Here is a 24,224-nt window from a genome sequence, read left to right on the forward strand (position 1 = left end):
GTGTCGTGCTGGCCGGTGTCAACCGGCGCTTCCCTCGACAGCGGCCAGTTGACCACTTGCCGGAAAGGCATCAAGGCTGGCAGCCATGACGAGCAACCTTATGAGCGGACCGGAGAACAGCCAGCTGGATATTCCCCAGATAAACGAGCCGCTGATGATCTTCACGGATGGCTCCTTCGAGCCCGGTTCTGCCCAAGCGGGATGGGCCTTCGTCGTCTATGCGGATCAAGTCGAGGTGCTTGCAAGCGCCGGGCGCTTCCCGGCTGCTCCAGGGAATAATGCAGTCGAACTGACCGCAATCCTGAACGCCGCTCGATGGCTCAACGCCCATGCCGCAAACCGGCAGGCCGTCATCCTGACCGACTCCCGCTATGTGCTGGAGGGCTGCAATCGATGGCGTTTCATCTGGAGAAGCAACGGCTGGAAGAAGATCGAGCCTGACAGCCGCCGCAGAAAGCGGGCGATTGCCGATCGCGCGCTATGGCAATCCCTCGATGTCGAGCTTCAGCAGAACGACCAGATCACCGTCAACTGGTGCAAGGCGCATTCCGGCATCGCTGGCAATGTTCGCGCCGACGCGCTGGCGACACAAGCGCGTCTGGCGAAGACGGGCGACAATATCAGCGCTTCAATATGAAGACCGCCTTGCCGCCTTGAGACGCCTCGATGCCCTCCTTGGTTCGCTTCAGTATCAGGCATTTTTCCGCAGCCTGCGGCTCGGTCCTGATGCAGATCCCGTCCGCCACGGCTTTCCAGGTCGGGTGAATGCTGACCATGCTGTCGCTGATCGTTCCGCCGCCATCCGGTTTGAAAACTAGGATGTTCGATACCCGGCGCTTGACGACATACATTTCCCAGGGATTGCCGTCGGCAACCACGCGCGCCAGAGACTCGGCAGCATACGCGCCGGGTGCCGAAAGCATGGTAATTGCGACGGCAGCAGCGGCGAACAACCCGCCGGAGGATTTTTTGGACATCAGTGACTTTCTGAGCGTTGATGGGGCCTGGCGCCGATTGCACGCAATCTTCACCGCAACGAGGCGCAAGGAGGCGCAAGGATGAGTCGAGCGCGCCTGTCTCCGGTCTTGCCATTCAACATGGCATTTTTGAGTCTGCCGCGACCTGTTTCAGATGCCTGCTCACCACCTGTCGGCGGTCAGCCATCTGAGATGCGGATCACTCCCGTCCAAAAGAAAAGGCCGGGCGAACAATCGCACCGACCTTCCTTTATCGCTTCAGCCTCGTGCCAGTACATCCGTGGTCACTGTCTGAGCGATGTCATGGGGTTAGTCTATTCCGCCTGCATGGATTTGCAAGCGCGGTTTGATACAAAATTCGGTTAGGATCGCGGCCCGCGCTGCATCAGGCAAGCTTCTGGCGTCCATAGAGCAGCAGCATGCAGACGATGACCGCGCCGTAAATCAGCTGCCGTCCGGCTTCCTCGATCTGCATGACGGAGAGGATCGATTGCAACAGGGTAATCAGGATCACGCCTGCAACCGTCCCGAGATAGGAGCCTTTGCCGCCCAGCACATGGGTGCCGCCGAGAACGACTGCGGCAATCGACGGCAGCAGATAGGCATCTCCCATCGATTGCGAGGCCTTCGATGCATATCCGGCAAGCAGCACGCCGCCGAGCGCACTCAACGCACCCGATATGACAAAGGCGAGGAGCGTGATCCGGCGGGTATCGATGCCTGACATGTAAGCGGCCCGCTCACGGTTGCCGATGGCGTAGAGCGAGCGGCCGAAGGTCGTCCGCGTCAAGAGGAAGACGGTGAGAATGCCGGTGACGAGCCAGACGAGGACGCCGTTCGGAATGGCCGGAATGAGGTAACCAGTCGCAAGAAAGCGCATCGCCGGAGAGGCCGCGTCTTGCGGCGCGAAACCGCCGGTATAGACGACCATCAGACCCTGGACGACGGCATTGGTCGCGAGCGTGATGATCATCGATGGAATACGCAGATAGGCAACAGCTGCACCGTTGAAGGCGCCGATTGCCGCACCACAGAGGATCCCGAACGGGATCGCAACAATCGAGCCCGCCGTACCATAGGCCGTTGCCGCACAGGCCATCATCGCGCCCGCCGTCACCACCCATGGCACCGAGAGGTCGATCTGGCCGAGCAGGATCACCATCATCATTCCCGTCGCGATCACCCCAAGAAACGAGGCGACCTTCAGCTGCTGCAGCAAGTAGTCGGGAGACAGGAAATTCGATGAGTAGATCGAGCCGCCGAGCAGCAGCAGAATGATGCAGCCGAAGGCGATGGCGACAGCTGGATCGACGCTGCGAAGACGGACCGGAATGATCGACTGGCGCATGTAGGATGCATCCTCACTCATTGGAACCACTCCAGCCGGTTGCGAACACGGGCAAGCCCGATGCAGCCGATGCTGATCGCCGCCATCAGCACGATCCCCTGGAAAAGGGGCTGCCAAAGCGGATCGAGGTCGAAGACGAACAACAGGTCGCCGATCGTGCGGAAAGCCAGGGCACCGAACACCGCGCCGATGGCGCTGCCCTTGCCGCCGGCCAGCGACACGCCGCCAAGCACCACGGCGGCAATCGAATAGAGCGTATAGGCGTTGCCGCTCGCAAACGCCGCCTCGCCGGTATAGGAGAAAAAGGTCAGGTATAGGCCGCCGATCGCCGATAAGAGCCCGGCCAGCGCATAGGCTGCCAGCTTGGCCCGCTTGATCGGCATGCCCGACATATAGGCGGCGTTTTCGGACGAACCCGCGGCATAGGCCGCGCGGCCAAGCACCGACCGGCTGAACGGTACCCAGATGATCAGGATCGTCAATGCCAGGACAATCAGGCTGGTTGGGAAGATGCCGAACAGCTTGGAGGTGAAGGCATCGGCCAAATCCTCGTTCACCGATCCTCCCGGCGTCGGCCGCAGCAGCAAGGCGAGGCCGAAGAAGATCGCACTCGTCGCGATCGTCGTGACGATCGGCTGCAGCCTGCCGAAAATGATGATCAGGCCATTGAGCAGGCCGCAGGCAAGGCCGGTCAGCAGCACCGCGACAATGCCAAGACCTGTTTGCAGCGGTGTGCCGACGACCAGCCACGACGCAAGGCAATTGCAAAGGATCAGGATCATACCGGCCGAGAGATCGATGCCCGCGGTGATGACCACGAAGCACTGCGCCATGGCGACAAAAGCAAGCAGCGTTGCCTTGTTCGACGCCGTCTGAACGACATTCGGCGTGAAGCCTGCGGGATGGTTGCTGACATAGATCACGAACATGACGAGGAACAGTGCCGCGGCCAGCAGCGTGCCCTTGTGCTGAACATACCAGAACCGCCAGTCGCTTGGAGACTTCGCGCTCATTGCCCGATCCTTTGTTCGACGGCCTGCGGATTGATATTCAGTGCACTGGCGATCAGTTCATGCTCGTTGATCTCTTCACCTTGGAGCGAGCGTATGACGCTGCCGTCATACATTACCAGAACACGGTCGCAGCAGCCGATCAGCTCATCGTAGTCGGTTGAGTAGAAGATGATCGCCGCGCCATCATCGGCAAGCTTGCGCAGCAGTGCATAGATTTCCTGCTTGGTACCGACGTCGATGCCGCGCGTCGGATCGTTGAGCAGGATGATCTTCGGGCGGTTCATCAGCCACTTGGCGATGACCACCTTCTGCTGGTTGCCGCCAGACAGCGCCCCCACCGGCATGTCGATCGTTGCGGCCTTGATTGCAAGGAGCTTCAGGAGTTCGTCGATCTTCGCCTGCTCGGCGCTGCGATCGATGACGCCATGCCTGGAGACGCTGCCGAGTGCTGCAATCGACAGGTTTTCGCGCACGGTCATCGGCAGCATCAGTCCTTCCGTCTTGCGATCCTCGGGGATCAGCGCAATCGAGGTGCTGCCCGACTTTGCCTGTTTCGGGCTCTTCAACGCCAAAGGCCGACCGGCAACCTCGATACTGCCCTTGGTGTCGCGAAGCACGCCGAACAGCGCCAGCAGCAGTTCGCGCTGCCCCTGCCCGTCCAACCCGCCGAAGCCGATGATCTCGCCGGGGCGAATGTCGAAGCTGATATTCGACAGCCTGTCTCCCCAGGAAAGCCCGCGGCAGGAGAGCACCGGGGCGCGATCGGCCAGTTTTGCAGGCTTCGGTGGAAAGACATTGGTGTATTCGCGGCCGATCATCAGTTCGACCACCTGCTGATCGGTCTTGGTGCCGGCCGGATAGGATTCGATGCTGCGGCCATTGCGAAACACCGTGCAATCGTCGGCGAGCGCTGCGATCTCGTGCATGCGATGGGAGATGTAAACGAGTGCCATGCCTTCCGAACGCAACCGCTTCAACACGCCGAAAACTTTCTCGACATCGGATTGGGTCAGGGCCGACGTCGCCTCGTCCAGGATCATCAGCCTGGGCTTGCGGGCCAGCGCCTTGGCAATCTCGACCATCTGGCGGCGCGACAGCGGCAGGTCCTTGACCAGCGACGAGGGATGAATGTCGGATGCACCGGCCCGCGCCAGCGCTTCTTCGGCTATCGCCCTTTGCCGGCGCCGGTCGATCAGGCCGAAGCGCAAGGGCGGGTTACTGATCACGATATTGTCGGCAACCGACAGGTCCGGGATCAGCGATAGTTCCTGAAAGACGCAGACAATACCGGCGGCCGTTGCTGCAGCCGGACTGGCGAAGGAGACCTCGCCGCCGTCGAGCAGCATGCGCCCTTCATCGGGTGCGACGGCACCTGCCATGATCTTGATCAGCGTCGATTTTCCGGCACCGTTTTCGCCAAGGACGGCATGGATGGCGCCGGGCCGGATGGCGATGCTCGCATCCTTCAGCGCGATCACACCGCCATATCGCTTCGATATGCCGTCCATCCGGAAAAACGGTTCAGGCAAATTCATGCGTCCACCTCCCGCGGTCGCAGCAACAGCAAGGCTGCGGGCGCGAACGCCCGCAGTCAATATGGCAAATTGGACCGCTTACTGGTTTTCCTTGCTCTGCCCCATGATTTCCTGGGCGGTGAAATTGATGCCGCAGGTGGGGAAGGCATTACCGACGAAGAAATTGTCGGATTCCTTCGGATAGTAATCCTGGCCTTCCTTGAAATCAGGATCGGACACGAGCGCCGTCGGCAGCTTGATCGCCTGCGGGATCACCTGCCCCTCAAGAGCAGCAATCGCCGTCTTGATGGCGACCGCAACCTGGGCCGGACCGGTGCCCGCCGACGTGCATTTCAGGCCATCGCCTGCATGGGCAGCGCAGAGCTTGCGGAAGCCGTTTTCGGTTTCGCCACCAAACGGCACGAAGGGATGCTTGGCATCGATCATGGCTTGGACGACGCCGGTATCACCGCCCTGGGCGGTAATCCCGTCGAACGGGCCGTTGGTGGCAATTGCGTCGGCCGTGGCCTTCTGCGCGACGCCGTCGTCCCATTTGCCGACGACTTCGGTCACGTCAAACTTCTTGCCGGATGCGGCGAGCGTTTCCTTGATGCCATCGTGGCGGTCGGTATCGACAGATGTACCGGCAACGCCGCGGACTTCGAGAACCTTGCCGCCCTGAGGCATATGCTTGACCAGCCAATCGCCCCAGATGACCCCGAGACCCTTCTGGTCCACGTTGACGTTGATCGCGTCCTTGCTGTCGAGTGTATTGTCGAAGGCAACCAGGACGACGCCGGCCTCCTTGGCGCGCTTGATGACCGGGCCAAAGGCCGTCGGGTTCTGCGCATCGACGACGACGGCGTCATATCCAGCGTCAATGAAGTTGTTGATCGCCGAGATCTGTGCCGGCACGTCCTCACCGGTCGAGACGACCTTGAACTCCTTGAGCTTTGCCTTGACGTCAGGCTGTGCGGCATAGGCTTTCGCCGTCTGCACCATCTGAATGCGCCAGGTATTGGCGATATAGCCGTTCGCCAGCGCGATGCGGTACGGGCCTTCTTTCTTGGGGAACTGCAGGAATTGCGTATCGGACGCCCATGGCGTCATGCATTGCGGATCGGCGGCCGGGCCGGAGACGACTTTCGGCTCCGCATAGGCAGCACTGCACAAAAGAGCCAGCATGGGCGCGGCAAGGCCAGCGAGCCGGATGGACTTCGCTTTCAACGACTTGGGCATGAATGTCCTCCTCCACGAGGCGGATCGAAGCCGCCTCTCCAGTATGATCTGATTGGCATGCTTGATCCGGAAGGCTCCATTCCCATCCATATCCGGAACGGCAAAAAGGTAACATAGTTGACAGCGCCGTCAAATTCTATTTGCTAGCGCTGTCAACTATGGCATAACTATAGATATTCTGACTTCACATAGAGAAATATATCATACCGGAGAATTACTTCATGCGACGCGTGACATTGGACGATGTTGCAAGTCTCGCGGGCGTCAGCCCGATTACCGTGTCACGGGTACTGCGCAAGCCCGATGCCGTCTCCGAGGGCCTGCGCATGCGTGTCAACGCCGCGGTGAAGGAGCTCGGCTACGTGCCGAATATCGCCGCAAGCCGGCTCGCCTCTGCCCGCACCCATGCGATCGGCGTCATCGTGCCGACGCTCTACAACGTGATCTTTGCCGAGTATCTGTTTGCCTTGCATGAAGCGCTCGTCGGCGCCGGTTTTCAGGTCATTGTCGTCAACAGCCGCTATTCGGAACTCGAGGAGGAAAATGCCGTCAAGGCGCTGCTCGGCCAGCGGGTGGAGGCGATCATCATGGCCGGCATTCACCACACGGCACATGCGCGGCAGCTGCTTGCCCATGCCAATATGCCCGTCGTCGAGACATTCGAGCTCTCCGACGATCCCATCGATATCAATATCGGCATGTCACAGGAGAAAGCCGGCTGGGCGGCGACACGCCACCTCATCGAGCGCGGTTTCCAGCGCATTGCATTCCTCAGCGGTAATCTCGATCATCGTTCCCAGTCGCGTTTCGATGGATACCATCTGGCGATGAAGGAGGCGGACTATCAGAGCCTCGAGCTCGTGACGCAGAAACCCCGCCACAGCTCCATCGCGCTTGGCTCGGCATTGTGCGCCGAGATGTTCGAACGCGGCAACATTCCCGAGGCGATCTTCTGCACCGACGACAACCTTGCGCTTGGCGCCATGCAGGAATGCCGGAAACACAATATCCAGATACCGAGCGACATCTCGATCATCGGCTTCCACGACCTGGAATTTGCCGCCTGCGCCTCCCCTTCGCTATCGTCCATCGCATCGAGACGCTACGAGACCGGCAGGCTCGCCGCTGAAAAAGTCCTGGCGGCCGTCAACGCCAGCGCTGCACATGGCGCCGAGCAGATCGATCTCGGCTTCAAGCTGATCGTGCGCGAGAGCACGGGGGGACAGGGATCTTAGGCGATCAGGCTGCGTCGAGACTGGGCGGCTGGTGGACGACGAAGCGATTTCGTCCCGACGCCTTGGCGCGGTACATCGCCCGGTCCGCTTCCTCGTAAAGCGAGGCCGACGTCGATCCCGATCCGGCCCATGCGACGCCGATCGAGGCCCCGAGCGCGATATCATCGCCCGCATTCCATTGCATGGCGGCGACGATGCGGTTTGCCGCGGTCTCCACCTGCTGGATCGATGCGCCCCTATAGATAACGGCGAACTCGTCGCCGCCAATTCGGGATACGAGGTCAGCACCTTCGGCGGCAAAATTCAGCCGGCGCGCCGCCTCGATCAGGCAGGAATCGCCGACTCGGTGGCCGAGGCTGTCGTTGACGCGTTTGAAGCCGTCGAGGTCAACCAGCAGCAGCGCGCAGTCGGTCGCCACCCCGGACCCTACGAGGGTATCGAGGCGCTCATGGAACCTGAAGCGGTTCGCCAATCCCGTCAGATGATCGAAATCGGCACGATGGCGGATTTCCTTCAGCATCATGATCTCGAGCGTCACGTCTTGCTTCAGCCCGAAGATCCGCACCGCCTTGCCGTTTTCGGATTCGACCCGCGCCGTGATCCTGATCCAGCGGCGATTTCCCTTTCGCGTGATCACTTCGGCGTCGAGTGAAAAGCTGCCGAGCTGCTCGATCGCGGCACTGCGAAGCCGCTTCAATTCGCTGAGCGTCTCGGCGGAATACATGGTCACGATCTCATCGCGCACCAAAGGTGTTCCCGGATCGACATCGAAGAGCTCGTAGACCATGTCGGTCCACCACAGGCGCTCATCGGCAAGGCTGCATTCCCAGGCGCCGATGCGGGCAGCCTTGGAGCAGCTGTCGAAGACCTTCTTGAGATGGTAGACGTCGCTCGCGAGATCGATGCGATCGACCTCAACGGTTTCCGTTCGGTTTGATCGTTTCCTGACCGGGGACGACGACGGCATCATGTTCCTCCATCCCGGCTATGGGATGACGGAAATCTGACATGGATTTATTGACGGGCGGTTTATCAGCCATCGAAGATACACTCTGTTTCTCAGGCTTTATTGCCGCAGTCTCAGCCGCTCAGTCCGCGCAGCTTGATATTTTTGCGGACGGTGGCCGGAGGTGCCTCGAAACGCTCTCTGAACTTTCTGATGAAATGTGAGGAATTCTGAAAGCCGGCGCGAATGGCGATCTCGGCGAGCGGAATCTTCGTGGTTTTCACCAGGCGCATCGCCGCATCCAGCCGAACGATCAAGTAGGCGGAGGCCGGAGAAGTGCCGATCGCCGCCCGGAACGAGCGCTCGAGCTGGCGGCGCGATAGCCCGCTCTGCGATGCGATATCCTCGATATCGAGCAGATCTTCGATATGCTGCTCCATCGTCAGCAGCGCCTTTTCGACCCTCGCATCATCGATGCTGCCCTGCCCGATCGGATTGCGGGGCTGCATCTCGTTGGCATCCCGCCGTCTGGCGATCTGCAGAATTTCGAGTGCGTTCTTCTCAGCGAACTCTCCGACATGCCGGTTGAGCAGAAACGCCGCCAGATCCGCCGCGCTGCTGCCGCCCGCACAGGTAATGACATTTCCGTCCTCGACGAACAGCTCGTGCGATGTCACGGAGATGTCAGGGAAGCGCTCGCGAAACTCGCCATGGTGCAGCCAGCTGACACAGGCCTTCTTTCCCTGGAGAAGACCCGCCTCCGCCAGAATGAAGCTGCCCGTGCAGAGGCCGATCACCGGCACACCCGCACGCGCGGCGTTGACGACATAGGAGACAGCGGCGCTGTCGAGCGCCTCGATCTTCTCGTTGATCCGGCCGCCGACGACCACGATATAGTCGAACTCGGCGGGTGGTTTCAGCGACGCGTTTGGTGGCACGGGTACGCCCGAGCTCGACGTCACGAAATGCTTGTCGACACTCATGACCAACCAATCGCAGGCAATTCTCCCGGAATTGTCGCGCTGATCGCTGCCCAGCCGCAGCGTATCGACGAACAGGGAAAAGGCGCTCAGCGTAAAATTTCGCGCCAGCAGGAAGCCGATCTTCAACTTCAGTGAGTTGGCTCTGTCGCCACGCATATGCAGATCCATCCGGCAGCAAGTTTGCCGCGAGCATATGCGGAAACAAGATTGCGTGCACAAGTGTTGGCGACATTCTCGCAGACTGTCCGCGGCGTCTGATCTGCCGAACTTACTCTACGAGGCTCGCCCCGCTATCGATTACAAGGCACTGCCCGGTCATCCGGGAGGCGCGGTCCGACAGCCAGAGGATCGCATCGGCAATATCCGATGCGTCAGGAATGCTCTTCAGCGGCGCTGCGGCAATCAGCCCGGCCTTGAACTCCCGGTAGGCATCTTCGCTGAGCCAGGACAGCGCCCACGAAGTATCGACGAAGCCGGGGCAGACGGCGTTGACGCGGATATGCGGCGCCAGCGTCCGCGCAAGGCCGCGGGTCATCGTGTTGACGGCCCCTTTCGAGGCTGCATAGGCCAGCGACGAACCGGAGCCGGAGATGGCCGAGTCCGACGAGACGTTGACGATCGACCCCAGCGGCGCCTTCTGCAGATAGGGGACGGCGGCGCGGATCATCTGATAGGTGCCGCTGACATTGACGCGGAAGATCACCTCGAAATCTGCAGCGCTAGAGGCATCGAGATCTCCGGCTGCGGCCTGACGCGTGACGCCGGCATTGTTGACGAGCGCGTCGATCCTGCCGAAGCGCCGGATCGCCTCGTCCGCGATCCGCCGGCAATCCTCATCCCCGGCAATATCACCGGGGATGGCGATCGCGTCGGCTCCCGCTTCCAGGCATTGGCGGACCACGTCTTCCGCGCCTGTCCTGTTGCGGCTGTAATTGACGGCAACGTCATAGCCGCTGCGGGCAAAGGCGATTGCCGTTGCCGCGCCGATACCGGATCCGGCGCCGGTGATGATGACACTTTTCCTGCTGCTCATGGCCTGCTCCTAGATCCGGATGCGCTGCTCGCTCTCGTCGAACAGGCAGACCTTTGCAGGATCGTAGGCCAGATGGAGCTGCTGACCGGGCTGCACGACCAGCCGCTCATGCGCCTGGACGACGACCTGATGCTTGCCGACGCTGACGATCACCTCGGTGCTGGCGCCTGTCGGCTCAACGAGATGGACGATACCGGCCACCCCCTTGTCCGACAGGACGATATGCTCCGGCCGGATGCCATAGTGGATCCTGCTTCCCTCGGCTGGCGCATTCGCAGGCAGGGGAAAGCTGATGGCGTCGAGGCTCTCGAACGCGCCGCCAGCAACCGTACCTTCGATGATATTCATCGCCGGAGAGCCAATGAACTGCGCCACGAAGATGTTGGCGGGATTGTCGTAGAGCTCCAGCGGCGTTCCCGCCTGCTCGACGATACCGGCGCGCATGACGACGATGCGGTCGGCCATGGTCATCGCTTCTACCTGATCATGGGTGACATAGACTGTGGTGGTCTTCAACCGCTGGTGCAGCGCCTTGATTTCGGCACGCATCTGGACACGGAGCTTGGCATCGAGGTTCGAAAGCGGCTCGTCGAACAGAAACACCTTGGGATCGCGAACGATGGCGCGGCCCATGGCAACGCGCTGGCGCTGGCCGCCGGAGAGCTGGCGCGGATAGCGCGCCAGGAGATCCTGGAGCCCGAGGATTTCGGCTGCGCGCATCACTTTGCCATCAATCTCGGATTTCGGGACCTTTTTCAGCTGAAGCGCAAACTCCATGTTTTCCCGGATCGTCATATGCGGATAGAGCGCATAGTTCTGAAACACCATGGCGATGTCCCGGGATTTCGGTGCGACGTCGTTGATGACGTTGCCGCCAATGGCGATCTCGCCGCCGCTGATATCCTCAAGTCCGGCGATCATCCGCAGAAGCGTCGACTTTCCGCAGCCGGAGGGACCGACGAGGATGACGAACTCGCCGTCCGGAATATCGACGGATACATCCTTGATAACGCTGGTCTGGGCGTAGCTCTTGCTGACGCTGCGGATTTGCACGGAGCTCATTGGGGTCCAATCTCCTGGAATTACTTGACGGCGCCCTGGGTGATGCCGGCGATGAATTGCTTGGAAAGCACGATGTAGAGAAGCGTGATCGGCAATGCGGCCAGCGTCAGACCGGTGAACATCACGCCCCAATCAGTGGTGAACTCGCCGATGAAAACAGTCAGGCCCTGCGGCAATGTCTTCAGATTGTCCGAGGTGATCAGGATCAGCGGGAAGAAGAAGTCGTTCCAGATCGGCACCGCATTCTGGATTGCCACGATCACCATGGCAGGGCGCGCCAGCGGCAGCATGATCTTCAGCATGATCCGCAATTCACTGGCGCCATCGATACGTGCCGACTCTTCCAGCTCGCGCGGCAGCGTGCGCAGGAAACCCGTCATGATGAACACCGCCGACGGCAGGCCCATGGCGACATAGACAAGGACGAGGCCGGCATAGGTATCGACCAGATGCAGCGTATCGAGCTGGATGAAGAGCGGGATGATCGCCAGCTTCAATGGCACCGTCATGCCGCTGATGAAGAACATCAGCACAGCGCTGCCGAGGCGGAATTCATAGCGGGCGATCGCATAGGCGGCCATCGTGCCAAAAGTCAGGATCAGGATGATCGAGGCCGCCGTGACGCCAAAGGAATTCAGCATATAGCGAATGAAATTCGTCTGATCCCAGACCTTCTGCAGATTGTCGAAGCCGAAACTCTGCGGCAGGGCAAAGGGCGAGGTGAAGATCTCCGCATTCTTCTTGAATGAGGAAAGTACCATGACGACAAGCGGGTAGAGCATGATGAGTGCGTTCAGCACAAGCACCGCCTGAATGAAGCCGTTCTTGATCCACTCGTTGGAATTGTTCATGTCATTTCCCGAAACTGGCAAAGGGCGGCCTAGAGCTGGATTTCACGGCGGCGCAGGAAGCGCAGAGCCACGAAGGAGAAGCCGGCGACGAACAGGAACATCAGGACGGCTAGCGCGCTGCCCTGGCCGAAATCCTGGATGCCGTTGGTGACGCTGCCGAAGGCCGTGCGGTAAAAATAGAGGCCGAGCACATCGGTCGATCCGCCGGGCGATCCTGTCAGCCCCGCCATGACGTAGGGGATTTCGAACCAGTTGAAGCTGCCGATGAAGGTCAGGATGCAGACAATCGTGACGCTCGGGGCAATCAGCGGCCAGATGATGCGGCGGAGGAGCACATAGTCGCCGGCTCCATCGAGCCGCGCCGCCTCGATCACCTCGGCGGAAATCCGCTGCATGCCGGCGAGCAGCACCAACGTCGGGAAGCCCAGCCAATGCCAGATATTGGCGAAGATGATGCTGCCGAGTGCAGTATTTTCATTGCCGAGCCATGCCGGTCCCTGGATGTGGATCAGCGCCAGCGCGCCGTTGACGATACCGAACAGCGGATGCAGGAAGAGCTTCCAGAGAAAGCCGACGATAACGGAAGAAAGCACCACCGGAAGAAAGACGATGACTTGGTGGATGCGATGGCCGGGCAACCCCTTCAACAGCCCGAAGGCGATGAGGAAAGCGGTGCCGTTTTCGAAGACCATCAGAGAGACGAAGACGATAACATTGTGCCAGAAGGCATTGTAGGTCCAGTCGCTATACGGCTCCTCGAAGAGGACCTTCCGGAAGTTCTCCAGGCCGATGAAGTTCGACGGCAGCAGGCCGTTGAAATCATAGAAGGCAAAACGCAGGGCGGAGAGCAATGGCCAGACGACGAAGAGCGTCATCACGGCCATCGCCGGGAAGAGCAGAAAGCAGATCCACAAGGACCGGCGCTGCGGCAGAAAAGTCGTCGTGCGGCGCCGGTCATTGCTCATGTCATTTCCCCTGGAAAGGCTTGTACCACTTGGCGAGACCATCGGTCAGATCGGCGCCAAGCTGATCGGGCGTCATGCTGCCGGACATCATCTTCGTAATGTCGTTCTGTAGCAACTCGGAACCCGTGGGCTTCTGGAAGCGGAAATAGACGACGTTGATGTGCGGCATCGCGGTCTCGTTGAGCTTGGCGACTTCTGCCAGCAGCGGGTCCTTCACGACGACGCCCTTGATCGGCGAGATGTTGCCGAGGAGCGCGGTGAACTTGTCGCCGAATTCCTTGGTGCCCATCCAGGCGACCAGCTTGAGAGCGGCTTCCTTGTTCGGCGATGCTGCGTTGACCGCATAGCCGCCGTCATAGAACTTCGTTGCCTGGGGAACATCGCCTGCCTTTGCAGCCGGCGGTGCAATGAAGTCCATGTTGATCTGCGGGTTTTCGCCCTTGTAGGTGGAGATGTCGAAGCTGCCGCCGGCAAGCATTGCGGCACGGCCACTGACGAAGAGCTGCCCTGCGGTATCGTAGTCGATACCCTCGAAGCCGGGCGACATGTAATCGCGCAGTTCAAGCAGCTTGGTGAGAGCGGCGATGTAGCGCGAATCCTTGAAAGTCGCCTTGCCGGTCTTCAGGTCGGAGACGAAATCCTGGCCGAGCAGCGGGCCGGTGAAGGAAGCAACGAACATTTCGTTGAACCAGCTGGTGCCAAGGCCGTTGGCGAGCGGAATGATGCCCTTTTCCTTCAGTGCCTTGGAAACGGTGATGAACTCATCCCAGGTGGTGGGCGCCTTGAGACCGGCCTTTTCGAAGACGTCCTTGTTGATGAAGAGGCCGAGGGTCTGCGAGGCGAAGGGCAACGAATAGACCTGTCCGTCGGCACGGTACGTGCCTGACAGGAGCGCATCGGCCGACATGTTGGCCAGCGACGGCATGTTGGAGCTGTCCTGCTTGACGAAATAGCCGGATTTCACGAACTGCTCGAGCCATCCATACGCATGCGTGTGGATGACATCGCCGCCCTTGCCGCCGGCCAGCGCCGTCGAGACGATCGTCGGATAGTTCTCGTCCGGGAAGGATTCGAACTTCACGTGGATATCCGGATTTTCCTTGGTGAAGTCGGCAAACAGCTCGTTGTAGGCCGCCTTGTCTTCCTGGCGCCAGGTCCAGAAGGAAATGTCCGTGGCATAGGTGAAGGGAGCGGAAAGCCCCCAGGCAATTGTCGCTGCGGTCAGCAGCCCTGCTATCGATCTCACTCTCATTACGCTCCCCTTTTCGTTTTCTAGGGCGTGTTCACGATCATTAACAAATCATAGTTCTTGCCTTTTGGCTAGATAGTTTGTAAAGCTGCCTAACTATATTTTTTAGCCCACCGAACTTCATGCAGAAGGCATATATTCTATGGCGAAAAGCGGCCTGATCGCAGGCATCGATATCGGCGGCACAAAGACGCATCTGCTCGTCAGCGACAACGGCGATGTGGTTGCTGATACGGTTGTGCCCACCTCCGACTGGCGAACATGGGACCGGGCCGCCGATGCTGCCGCGCTCGCAGCGCTAATCACAGAAACGGCGAAGGCGGAACCTGCTGCTATCGCTGTCGGTGCCCATGGCTGCGACACCGGTCCGCATTGCACGCAGATGGAAAGTGATCTTGCCGCCCACCTCACCGGCAAGATCAAGGTCGTCAACGATTCCGAACTGCTGGTTCCCGCAGCAGGCTTCGAGGCAGGTATCGGAGTCGTCTCCGGCACCGGGTCGATTGCCGTTGCACGCAACGGCGAAGGCGAGATGCTGGTTGCCGGTGGTTGGGGCTGGATCCTCGGCGACGAAGGCAGTGCCGCAGCGCTCGTCAGGGAAGCCGCCCGGGCGATCCGCAAGTCGATCGATCTCGGCGAGAGCGGTGATCCGCTTGTCGCCGGTCTGATGTCGAAGCTGCAGACCGACGATGCGACGAAGATCGGCCGCCTGCTCAACGAGACGCGCGGCGCGGCCGTCTGGGGCAGCTATGCCGATGCCGTATTCGAGGCTGCCTCGCAGAAATCACCACTCGCATCGAGGGTGATCGAGGACGGTGCAGCCGCCCTCGCCCGCCTTGTCGGCATTCTGATCAGCCGCGGTGCGGACGCCAGTCACGTCGTCATCGGCGGCGGTGTCGTTGTTGAGCAGCCGAGCCTGTTCGAGGCCTTTCGCCGGGCGATGGCGGAGGTCTCTCCGAAGAGCGAAATCACCCTGCTGCGCGCGGCCCCGGTCAATGGCGCACTGGCGCTTGCGCGCCGCCTGCTCGGCTGAACCGATTGCATAGACAGAGGAAGCGCAAATGGAACGCATTGGTTACAGAAACGCGGTTGCCCGCCAGCCGGAAAGCCTGGCGGAAGGCCTGAGCGTCGTGCGCGAGGCACTCGCCAGGCTGGATATCAGCGGCTTCGCCGGCAAGACGGTGGGCTTTGCCGGGATCGGCGCCAGCTATCAGGCCGCCATGGCGGGCGCCGTCTACCTTCGCGCGCTGGGCATCCCATCCTTTCCCTATTGCCCGACCGATCTCTACGAAGCGCTGGACAGCGCCGCCGGCGCCTTCGTGGCCCTGTCGGCATCGGGTCAGAGCCGTGAAATCTCGGACGTGATGCGGCTCAGGCCTGCCACGCCGAAGATTGCGATCTGCAGAGGCAGCGAGAACCCGCTTGCCGAACTCACCGGCGCCGTCCTTCCGACGGGGTCCGGTTCCGACAATGGCGCGAGCTCGACGGGCTATACCGGCATGCTGCTCGCCATCGGGCTGCTCTGTGAGAGGCTGGCGGGCGGACGCTCTTCTCCCGAGTGGAACCGCCTGCCAGCCGCTGTTTCGAAGACATTGCAATCCGCCGCGGGGCAAGCGTCCGAAGCCGCAAAAATGCTCGGCGCCTGCAGCTCGATCGATCTCGTCGGCGGCGGCACCGGCTATGCCAATGCCGGCGAAGGTGCGATGCTGATCCGCGAGGCCGTGCGTATTCCCGCCGCCGGATGGGACACGATGAACTATCTGCACGGGCCGATGGAATCGCAGGACCGGAGAACCGGCGTCATCGCTTTCGGCAACGGCCGGGAGACGAAGATTGCCGAGGACATGGCGGGCTTCGGCTGCCCCTCGGTTCTGATCACCAACCGCCGCGACATTGCCCAGCGTGACAATCTGGTGGTGATCGCCGTGCCCGGCCTCAATCACCCGATCGCCGATGCGATCATCGAGATCGTCGCCCTGCAGATGATAACAGGCGACATGCAGGACGCCGCCGGGCTGACGAACATCACCTTCCGCTATCGCCAGACCGATACCAAGCTGAAGCCGTGGTCGCCGACGGAAGTGTAAGATCAGCCGAAAGACGCTTCCGGCCCCTCGTCCGGGGCCGGGCCGGCGGGCAGCACCAGCGTTGCATCCGGCGCTTCGCCGAGAATATCGGCCAGCGCATAGTCGGCGGCAAGCCGGGTAGCCCCGAGAACGGTGCCATTGACGCCGAGGCTGCTCACCGCAATCTCCGTCGCCCAGGTCAGGTCGCGGGCGACATGACGGACCTCATCGAGCATCAGCGGATTCTGACCGACGCCGCCGCCCAGAACAACGAGACCCGGATCGAAGAAGCCGATGCAGCCAGCGACCATTCTCCCGATATCGGCCCCATGTCTGTTGACCCAGAGCAGAGCTTCTTTTTCGCCCGCATGCGCCCGGTCGAAGAGTTCACGTGCCGTCACCGGCGGCTCCCCAGCGGTGGTGGGCCATCCGGCGATGCAACGTTCCATCAGCGCATCGGAGCCCAAATGATGTTCCAGGCCCTCGCGCTCCGGCACATGTCCGGCCGACCACGGAAACGGCAGGCGGCCGGCTTCGCCCGCGGCACCATTGAAGCCGCGGAAAAGCTTGCCGCCGATGACGATACCGAGGCCGATGCGTACGCCGATCTGCAGAAACAGAAAGATTTCGCGGCCCTGCGCCGCGCCGGCGCGAAGCTCGCCGAAGGCCGCGCAGTTGACGTTGTTCTCCAGCAGGATCGGCGCTTCGACGGATTGCCGCAACCGCTGCAGAACCGCTTCCGGCCCCTTGCGGCGACTCAGCCCCAGCCGGTTGCGCGAGACGATGCGTGGAACGGCAACGGCGATGCTGCGCAGGTTCTTGCTGCGCTTGCCGACCGCCAGGATCGCGGTTCGCGCCGCTTCGTCGACGATCTCGGCCACCTCTTCCGTCGTGGCGCGCTGCTGCTTGGCGATTTTGAGTTCGGCAGTCGCAAGCGGCGTTCCGTCGAGCCCCTGCGCGACAGCGCGCACCTGCGCGACACCGACATCGATCCCGAGCACATAACCGGCTTCCGGCCCCAGGGCATAAACCGTGGCCGAACGGCCCATCGCCCCCTGCTGCGAACCGATCGGCGCCACCAGCCCCAATGCACCGAGCTCGTTCATCACCGCGGTCATCGTCGGCTTGGAAAGATTGAGCATCGCGCCGAGCCGCGGCCGGGTGATCGGGCCGGAAGACGCAACGACGCGCAGAACGGAGCGGGAGCTTTCGGTAAGCGGCGGAATGGTGGCTGGCGGCATTGCTTCTCTTTCATCCGACATTGGCCGGTTGCGTGCAACGCATCATTCAAATCGCGCAGCATCGAATTTCAAACATCGTCCGTGACCCGGTGTCAATAAAGGCCAGCTTGATGACCCAAACCTCCGAGCCCGATACCAACGACGCCCTGACGGCAAAACTGGAGAGGACGCCGCTTGCGCGCGTCGAAGCCATTGCCGCCCAGTATTTCTGCATTGCCGGCCGCGCTTCGGTACTCTCAAGCGAGCGCGACGAGACCTTCCTGATCCAGGCCGCGCATGGCCAGCGCGCGATCCTGAAGATCGCCAATACGGCCGAGCGCGCCGATGTGCTGACCTTCCAGACCGATGCCTTGCGCCACCTCGAGCGCAAACCGCTGGCGCTTCCCCTCCCCAAGCCGATCCCGGCCTATAACGGCAATTTTCTCCTCAAGCTGGGTTTCGGAAGCGAGCAGCGCTTTGTGCGTATGCTGACATTTCTGGATGGCGTTCAGCTCTACAAGGCACCGCGCTCCGTGCCGCAGATACAGGCGCTGGGGCGCAGCCTGGCGCAGCTCGGTCAGGCTCTGGCGGATTTCAGACCTGAGCCGCTGCTGCAGAACCTGCTTTGGGACATCTGCAACGGCGCCGCTTTGCGGCCCCTCACCTCTCACGTTGGCGAAGAGCGGCGCAGCCTCGTCGTTTCAGCGCTCGACGGCTTCGAGCGTCTCGCTTCCAACGGATTTTCCGCGCTCCCACGGCAAGTGATCCACAACGATTTCAATCCGCACAACATTCTCGTAGCGGCAGACGACCCTGCGGAGATCACCGGGGTCATCGACTTCGGCGATCTCGTCGAGGCGCCGCTGGTCAACGATCTCGCCGTGGCGCTGTCCTATCAGGCGGGCGGTGACGACGGGATGGAGGCTATCGTTGCGATGCTTCAGGCCTATCATGCGGTCCGCCCGCTCTCCGCAGACGAGCTTTCGGCACTGCCCTGTCTTCTGCGGACGCGGCTGGCGATGACCGTTCTCATCCCGGAATGGCGTGCCAGCCTCTACCCTGAAAACCGCGACTACATCCTGCGCAACCACCCGGCAGCCCTTGCCGGGCTCATTCGCCTGGCGGATCATAGCGACGAAGCGCTTGCCGCCTTCTTCCGGCAGACTATCGGAGACTCAGCATGACCATGGCCAACGCATTCGGAGCCGGCGATTTCGAGCGCCTGAGCGCTGCCGAGCAATCGATGATCAAGCGGCGCGAACGCGTACTCGGACCGGCCTACCGGCTGTTTTACGAACGGCCCCTGCATTTCGTACGCGGCGAAGGCGTCTGGCTCTACGACGCAGAAGGACGCGCCTATCTCGACGCCTATAACAACGTTGCCTCCATCGGCCACGGCAATCCGGCGGTGCTGGAGGCGATCGCCCGCCAGGCCGAAACGCTGAACACGCATACGCGCTACCTGCACGAAAACATCCTCGACTACGCCGAGGCTCTCACCGCGACATGCCCGGATGAACTCAGCCAGGTCATGTTCACCTGCACCGGCAGCGAGGCCAACGATCTGGCCGTGCGGATCGCCCGCAGCTATACCGGCGGAACCGGCATCATCGTAACGGCGCATGCCTATCACGGCGTCACGGCAACAGTTGCCGCCTTCTCACCCTCGCTCGGCCCCAATGTCGATCTCGGAACGCATGTGCGCACCGTCGCCGCACCCGATCCTTCGCTTCCGCCTGAACAGATGGAGGCCGCCTTTGCCGTTGGCGTGAAGGCCGCAATTGCCGATCTCAAACGCCATGGCATCAAGCCGGCGATGCTGATCGTCGATACGATCTTCTCCAGCGACGGTGTCATCCCCGGCCATACCGGCTTCCTCAAGCTGGCTGTCGAGGCGATCCGGACGGCGGGCGGCATTTTCGTCGCCGATGAAGTGCAACCTGGCTTCGGGCGAACAGGCGAGGCGATGTGGGGGTTCCAGTGCCACGGCGTCGTGCCCGATCTGGTCACGACGGGCAAGCCGATGGGCAACGGCTATCCCGTCGCCGGACTGATCGCCAGACCCGAGGTCATCGCCGAATTCGGCAAGAATTCGCGCTACTTCAACACATTCGGCGGCAATCCTGTCGCCGCCGCCGCAGGCATGGCCGTGCTGCGTTTCATCAAGGATCAGGATCTCATTGCCCATACCCGCGACGTCGGCACCCACTTCCTGCGCGGACTCGAAGCGCTGAAGACCCGCTTTCCGGGGATCGGCGATATCCGCGGTGCAGGGCTCTTCATCGGGGCCGATATCGTCGAGAACGGCAGGCCGTCGGCATCGCTTGCAGGGCGCATCGTCAATGGCCTCCGGGAGAGACAGGTGCTGATCAGCGCCAGCGGCCCTGACGCCAACGTCCTGAAGATCCGCCCGCCGCTGGTCTTCACCCGCGATCATGCCGATCAGTTTCTGGACGCATTGGAGCAGACGCTAAGCCCGATGTGAACGGGCCCGCTACGGCAAGAAGGTCGGGCGGCGGCCTACTGAAGTCTGACGGCATCGGACAGTACCCATTTCTTGTCGAAGAAATCCTTGGTTGGCCCATAGGCGCGGAACATCAACTCAAAGCGCCGCTTCGGATCGGTGGGGACCCAATTGGCATCCTTGCCCTTCGGCGGCTTTGGCCCGAAATACAGATCAATGGAACCATCGGCATTCTTTGCGAGATCCGGAATCTGCGAGGATCGGCTGGCGCGCGAAACGTTCTTGATCAGCGCATGGGTTTTGCGGTCATAGGCGGTCACCGACCAATATTGCTGAACAGGCACATTCGCCGGCACGTTCAGTTTGCAGGTGTGGCGCCCGTCGAAGGCGCGGCCGTCATTGTCGCGGATGGAGATCGAGTAGAACTGACCGGCGCCCAGTCTTTTGATGCCGATGTAGGCCATCGTGTAGATCACCCCGCGATGATCGACAGGATAGGAATCCGCATCGTCGAAATCCTTTTGGGCGGCCGTGACGACGTCGGCATAGCCTGGAAAGGTCCAACGGCTGGTCTCGCTGAAAAACGGCGCAAAACCGTCATCGTATTTTGCTTGAAGCAGGACTTGCGCTTCCTTCATGGCCTTTGCCAGCAACGATTTGAGGTGACTATCCGGCTTGAAGGGCTTGCCTTTCTCGATGCCGAGCGACTTTAGCTGATCGATCATGACCCGGTCACGCGCGATCCACGGCTCCTCCTGGACGACGCGATTGAGATTGTCGAAGAAGCGCGCGTCCCATTGGATCGTCGAATCGAAAACGATGTCCTTCACATCGCTGAACACGGTCTGAGGGGGATTGGCCGCTGCCGAGAGCGGATAGACCTTCATCTTTTTTCCATATTCGATGGAGGCCTGAACATCGGCAGCGTCATGGCTCGCCATATTGGAGCGGAACAGTATATAGCTGCCGTAGACATTGGATTTCAGCGGGATGTATCCGTCAGGCGGTGTTTCCTTGTAATCAGGCGGCAGGATGAGGAATTTTCCTCCCTTTCCCTTGTCCGCGCCGAGCAGACCGGCATCTTCAAGCGGCTGCTGCCAGACCGTGACAATATTGCCGTTGAAGAAACCCTTCGCCTCTGCTGCAGGAAGATCGAGAACGACAGGCCCGTCCTTCGTGTCGAAGAACGCCATAAAGTAAAGCGCATCGGGATTTGGCGTCAGCGTCTGGTTCTTCCAGTCGAGCGGTTTGCCCCAATAGATGACCTGGCCGACCTTGCCCGGTGTCTTGTTCAGCATCTCCTGCCGCATCAGATCGTAGTTCACGGCAGGCATGCCCCAGACGACGGCCTGGACCGCCTTTGCCGTCATGGCGGCGTTGATCATCCTCGCCCAGCTTGGCGTGGAGATGGGCCGCTGATCGCCGGTGCAGGCATCTTCGGCGTGGCACTCGGCTTCGGATCGCAGACGCTGGTCAAGGACATCATCAGCGGCGTCTTCTACATGCTCGACGATGCCTTCCGCGTCGGCGAATACATTCAGGCCAAGAACTACAAGGGAACGGTCGAGGGCTTCAGCCTGCGATCGGTCCGGCTCAGGCATTACCGCGGCCCCGTGTTCACCGTCCCGTTCGGCGAGCTCGGCGCGGTCGAAAACATGAGCCGGGACTGGGTGATCGACAAGTTCCGGATTTCTGTCGGCTTCGACACCGATGTCGAAAAGGCCCGCAAGCTGACCAAGAAGATCGGCGCCGAACTGCTCGAAGATCCCGAACTCGGACCGCTCTTCATCGAACCCCTGAAGATGAAGGGCGTCGAGGAATTCGGCGACTACGGCATCGTGCTGGGCTTCGGCATGACCACGGTACCAGGCATTGAGACCTACATACGCCGCAAGGCGCAACTGCGGATCCGGGAAGCCTTCAGGGCAAATGGCATCGAATTCGCGCAGCCGACCGTCAATGTCGGTGGCGACGAGCGAGAGGGTGGAGCGGCCGCGGCCGCCGCCACCATCAAGGCGCAGCAGGCGAAAGCAGCTGCGGCAGCAGAAGTGTGACAAGGGCCAAGGCCGAGGGGACGACACATGCACAGCAAGATTCGATTTATCATTGGTGTTGCGGCACTGGCCGCCTTCGCCGCGCCTGCGGGTGCTGCCGATCTGCTTGCCGGTAACAGCGCCGCAACCATCCCCCGAGCGGCCCGACGGCTGGAGTTTCTCGTTCTCTCCCTATTTCTGGACTGCCGGTCTCGATGGAGAAAGCCAGGTGTTCGGCTTGCCGACCGTGGATGTCAGCCAGGATTTCGGCGACATCATCTCGACCCTGGATTTCGCGTTCATGGGAGCAGGCGATGCCCGCTACGACCGATTCAGCATCTTCACCGATATCAGCTATGCCAGGGTGACCACCGACTCCGCCACGCCGCGCGGCATCATCGCCGACGACGTTGATCTGAAGACTGTGACCTTCACGGCGCTGCTGGGTGCCGCCTACACGATCTACGAAGACCCGCAGGCGCGCCTCGACATTCTGGCGGGCGCCCGTTTCTGGCATGCCGAAACCACCATCCGCCTGAGTGGCGGCCTGATCGGTAATCTCGAGGGAACCGACAGCGCCAACTGGGTTGATGGTCTTGTTGGTTTCAAGGGCAGCTATTCCTTCACTGACAATGTCTACATGACAGCTGGGCGATGATTGGTGCGGGCGGCGCCGACCTCGACTGGGATGTGCTGGCCGGCCTCGGCTACAAGTTCAACGACACCATGTCAGCCGTGCTCGGATACCGCGCCCAGGGCGTCGATTACAGCAGTGACGGCTTCACCTACGACATGATCCAGCACGGCCCGATCATCGGCATGACGATCCGGTTCTGAAACTTGCGGCGAAGTGCAGATCCCAATCGGAGACCAACGCATGAAGCCAGAGCCCAAAGCTTCTTCGTTTCGCCGAAGGAACCGGGACCGGGCGGCATCGTCTGGGGCGCCGGCCCGGTCTTCCTGCTACCGACCGCAACGGACACGATGCTCGGCAGCGGCAAGTGGGGGCTCGGCCCGACCGCCGTCGTCCTGAAGCAGGATGGCCCCTGGACCTACGGCGCGCTCGCCAATCACATCTGGTCCGTCGCAGGCAACAGCGATCGCCCTGATATCAGCTCCACCTTCCTGCAGCCCTTCATATCCTACACCACCCCTGACGCCTGGACTTTCTCGCTTAACACCGAAAACACCTATACTGGAAGAACGACCAGTGGGCCGTGCCGATCAATTTTTCGGTGGCAAAGCTCCTGAAGTTCGGCGAACAACCGGTGAGCTTCCAGGTCGGTGCCCGCTACTGGGCCGAAGCGCCCGAGAACGGACCGAACGGCTGGGGCTTCCGCGCCGGGATAACGTTCCTGTTCCCGCAATAGGCGGGCGCCAGGAGAAGCGGTCTGTCACCTGCCTGATCGACATCGCCTATTGCATGCCTGATGGCGCTATGCGATTGCGCGGTCAGATATCGAAGGCGGACGACCCATGACAGCATCGCGATACACCGATTACATCCAGGATCTGAAGGCAGCCCTGGACGATCTGCATGGCAATAGCGACCGGTACCAGACCTTCGATCTCCACGCCGAACTGGCGATGGGGGCGAACCTACTGGTTTACGAGACGCGCAAGCGCAAGGGCCAGATCGACACCATGGCCCATGCCCGAACGCCGGCAGGCAACAAGCCGATTGCGCCCGACATGGCCAGGGATCGTGTCCTGTCATTCCTGGCGATGCAGGAACACATCGCGCTGACGGGCGATCCGATGATCAGCCTCAATGAGGAATATCCTCATGCGGTGATCAGCTTCGAGCACCGGGCGAAAGGTGCGGCCTCCAAGAAATCGATGAAGATGATCTTTGCCGGCGTCAACGATGCCGAAGACGCTGCCCGCTATGTGACAGCCGCCGGCAATCCTGCCGCGATCGTCTCAGCGCGCCCGCACAGTTCGAAGAAACTGTGGGAGTGGAAATAACAGGCGCGGGCAGCGGCTTTCGCCGCGCCCGCGATTGTTTCTTCGGCCCCTGAAAGGC

At 61.2% G+C, this 24,224-nt stretch carries 21 protein-coding genes and 3 pseudogenes; 10 read left to right on the top strand and 14 right to left on the bottom strand.

Going from position 1 to position 24,224, the window contains the following annotated elements:
- Nucleotides 1-85 precede the first annotated feature (85 nt).
- Nucleotides 86-637 carry a ribonuclease H family protein gene (locus tag AC1DNK_RS24590; protein ID WP_477943779.1) on the top strand — a complete coding sequence of 184 codons (552 nt, stop codon included), beginning with the start codon at nucleotides 86-88 and terminating at the stop codon, nucleotides 635-637.
- Here the strand turns inward: AC1DNK_RS24590 and AC1DNK_RS24595 are convergent.
- From AC1DNK_RS24595 to AC1DNK_RS24615, 5 genes are all read right to left on the bottom strand, one after another.
- The gene (locus AC1DNK_RS24595; RefSeq protein WP_477943780.1) at nucleotides 621-977 is read right to left on the bottom strand and encodes a hypothetical protein; all 357 of its coding nucleotides are present in this window, start codon (nucleotides 975-977) and stop codon (nucleotides 621-623) included. The genes AC1DNK_RS24590 and AC1DNK_RS24595 overlap by 17 nt on opposite strands.
- Before the next feature lie 385 nt (nucleotides 978-1,362).
- The gene (locus AC1DNK_RS24600) at nucleotides 1,363-2,346 is read right to left on the bottom strand and encodes an ABC transporter permease (RefSeq protein WP_112389958.1); all 984 of its coding nucleotides are present in this window, start codon (nucleotides 2,344-2,346) and stop codon (nucleotides 1,363-1,365) included.
- Nucleotides 2,343-3,338, bottom strand: coding sequence for an ABC transporter permease (locus AC1DNK_RS24605; RefSeq protein ID WP_112389959.1), 996 nt, complete (start codon nucleotides 3,336-3,338; stop codon nucleotides 2,343-2,345). The genes AC1DNK_RS24600 and AC1DNK_RS24605 overlap by 4 nt, the downstream gene beginning before the upstream one ends.
- Nucleotides 3,335-4,873 carry a sugar ABC transporter ATP-binding protein gene (locus AC1DNK_RS24610; protein WP_477943781.1) on the bottom strand — a complete coding sequence of 513 codons (1,539 nt, stop codon included), beginning with the start codon at nucleotides 4,871-4,873 and terminating at the stop codon, nucleotides 3,335-3,337. The genes AC1DNK_RS24605 and AC1DNK_RS24610 overlap by 4 nt, the downstream gene beginning before the upstream one ends.
- A gap of 78 nt (nucleotides 4,874-4,951) precedes the next feature.
- The gene (locus AC1DNK_RS24615) at nucleotides 4,952-6,091 is read right to left on the bottom strand and encodes a sugar ABC transporter substrate-binding protein (RefSeq protein ID WP_112389961.1); all 1,140 of its coding nucleotides are present in this window, start codon (nucleotides 6,089-6,091) and stop codon (nucleotides 4,952-4,954) included.
- 221 nt (nucleotides 6,092-6,312) lie between these two features.
- On the opposite strand from AC1DNK_RS24615, the gene AC1DNK_RS24620 reads away from it, so the two are divergent.
- A complete protein-coding gene (locus AC1DNK_RS24620; protein WP_477943782.1) occupies nucleotides 6,313-7,326 on the top strand; it encodes a LacI family DNA-binding transcriptional regulator in 1,014 nt (337 codons plus the stop codon).
- Nucleotides 7,327-7,330: 4 nt separating this feature from the next.
- Here the strand turns inward: AC1DNK_RS24620 and AC1DNK_RS24625 are convergent, their stop codons facing one another.
- The 7 genes from AC1DNK_RS24625 to AC1DNK_RS24655 form a co-directional block, all read right to left on the bottom strand.
- On the bottom strand, nucleotides 7,331-8,296 hold the full coding sequence (locus AC1DNK_RS24625; RefSeq protein ID WP_477943783.1) for a diguanylate cyclase domain-containing protein: 966 nt from the start codon (nucleotides 8,294-8,296) through the stop codon (nucleotides 7,331-7,333).
- 110 nt (nucleotides 8,297-8,406) lie between these two features.
- Nucleotides 8,407-9,411 carry a GlxA family transcriptional regulator gene (locus AC1DNK_RS24630; RefSeq protein ID WP_477943784.1) on the bottom strand — a complete coding sequence of 335 codons (1,005 nt, stop codon included), beginning with the start codon at nucleotides 9,409-9,411 and terminating at the stop codon, nucleotides 8,407-8,409.
- Nucleotides 9,412-9,523: 112 nt separating this feature from the next.
- Entirely contained in the window at nucleotides 9,524-10,288 is a 765-nt protein-coding gene (locus AC1DNK_RS24635) for an SDR family NAD(P)-dependent oxidoreductase (RefSeq protein ID WP_477943785.1), read from the bottom strand.
- 9 nt (nucleotides 10,289-10,297) lie between these two features.
- Nucleotides 10,298-11,350, bottom strand: a complete 1,053-nt coding sequence (locus tag AC1DNK_RS24640) for an ABC transporter ATP-binding protein (RefSeq protein WP_477943786.1) — start codon at nucleotides 11,348-11,350, stop codon at nucleotides 10,298-10,300.
- 20 nt (nucleotides 11,351-11,370) lie between these two features.
- On the bottom strand, nucleotides 11,371-12,201 hold the full coding sequence (locus AC1DNK_RS24645) for a carbohydrate ABC transporter permease (protein ID WP_477943787.1): 831 nt from the start codon (nucleotides 12,199-12,201) through the stop codon (nucleotides 11,371-11,373).
- Between the two features lie 29 nt (nucleotides 12,202-12,230).
- A complete protein-coding gene (locus AC1DNK_RS24650; RefSeq protein WP_477943788.1) occupies nucleotides 12,231-13,166 on the bottom strand; it encodes a carbohydrate ABC transporter permease in 936 nt (311 codons plus the stop codon).
- A gap of 1 nt (nucleotide 13,167) precedes the next feature.
- Nucleotides 13,168-14,418, bottom strand: coding sequence for an extracellular solute-binding protein (locus AC1DNK_RS24655; RefSeq protein ID WP_477943789.1), 1,251 nt, complete (start codon nucleotides 14,416-14,418; stop codon nucleotides 13,168-13,170).
- A gap of 139 nt (nucleotides 14,419-14,557) precedes the next feature.
- Between AC1DNK_RS24655 and AC1DNK_RS24660 the strand changes: the two genes are divergently transcribed.
- Nucleotides 14,558-15,448, top strand: a complete 891-nt coding sequence (locus AC1DNK_RS24660) for an N-acetylglucosamine kinase (RefSeq protein ID WP_477943790.1) — start codon at nucleotides 14,558-14,560, stop codon at nucleotides 15,446-15,448.
- A gap of 28 nt (nucleotides 15,449-15,476) precedes the next feature.
- The gene (locus tag AC1DNK_RS24665) at nucleotides 15,477-16,502 is read left to right on the top strand and encodes an SIS domain-containing protein (protein WP_477943791.1); all 1,026 of its coding nucleotides are present in this window, start codon (nucleotides 15,477-15,479) and stop codon (nucleotides 16,500-16,502) included.
- Between the two features lie 2 nt (nucleotides 16,503-16,504).
- Here the strand turns inward: AC1DNK_RS24665 and AC1DNK_RS24670 are convergent, their stop codons facing one another.
- Entirely contained in the window at nucleotides 16,505-17,722 is a 1,218-nt protein-coding gene (locus AC1DNK_RS24670) for an ROK family transcriptional regulator (protein ID WP_477943792.1), read from the bottom strand.
- A gap of 110 nt (nucleotides 17,723-17,832) precedes the next feature.
- On the opposite strand from AC1DNK_RS24670, the gene AC1DNK_RS24675 reads away from it, so the two are divergent.
- Together AC1DNK_RS24675 and AC1DNK_RS24680 are read left to right on the top strand one after the other, a co-directional pair.
- Entirely contained in the window at nucleotides 17,833-18,885 is a 1,053-nt protein-coding gene (locus AC1DNK_RS24675) for a phosphotransferase (protein WP_477943793.1), read from the top strand.
- Complete coding sequence (locus tag AC1DNK_RS24680) at nucleotides 18,882-20,186, top strand: aspartate aminotransferase family protein (protein ID WP_477943794.1); 1,305 nt, start codon at nucleotides 18,882-18,884, stop codon at nucleotides 20,184-20,186. The genes AC1DNK_RS24675 and AC1DNK_RS24680 overlap by 4 nt, the downstream gene beginning before the upstream one ends.
- Nucleotides 20,187-20,221: 35 nt before the next feature.
- Here the strand turns inward: AC1DNK_RS24680 and AC1DNK_RS24685 are convergent, their stop codons facing one another.
- The gene (locus AC1DNK_RS24685; RefSeq protein WP_477943795.1) at nucleotides 20,222-21,535 is read right to left on the bottom strand and encodes a DUF1254 domain-containing protein; all 1,314 of its coding nucleotides are present in this window, start codon (nucleotides 21,533-21,535) and stop codon (nucleotides 20,222-20,224) included.
- Between AC1DNK_RS24685 and AC1DNK_RS24690 the strand changes: the two are divergent.
- The 4 genes and pseudogenes from AC1DNK_RS24690 to AC1DNK_RS24705 form a co-directional block, all read left to right on the top strand.
- Nucleotides 21,528-22,219: pseudogene (locus AC1DNK_RS24690) on the top strand (mechanosensitive ion channel family protein); the annotation flags it as partial. The gene AC1DNK_RS24685 and the pseudogene AC1DNK_RS24690 sit on opposite strands and share 8 nt — an antisense overlap.
- 27 nt (nucleotides 22,220-22,246) lie before the next feature.
- Nucleotides 22,247-23,035: pseudogene (locus AC1DNK_RS24695) on the top strand (hypothetical protein).
- A 54-nt stretch (nucleotides 23,036-23,089) separates the two neighbouring features.
- A pseudogene (locus AC1DNK_RS24700) lies at nucleotides 23,090-23,568 on the top strand (transporter); the annotation flags it as partial.
- Between the two features lie 106 nt (nucleotides 23,569-23,674).
- Nucleotides 23,675-24,166, top strand: a complete 492-nt coding sequence (locus tag AC1DNK_RS24705; RefSeq protein WP_477943796.1) for a hypothetical protein — start codon at nucleotides 23,675-23,677, stop codon at nucleotides 24,164-24,166.
- Nucleotides 24,167-24,224: the final 58 nt, after the last annotated feature.

The sequence above is a fragment of the Rhizobium sp. 01N424 genome (genome assembly GCF_056399485.1).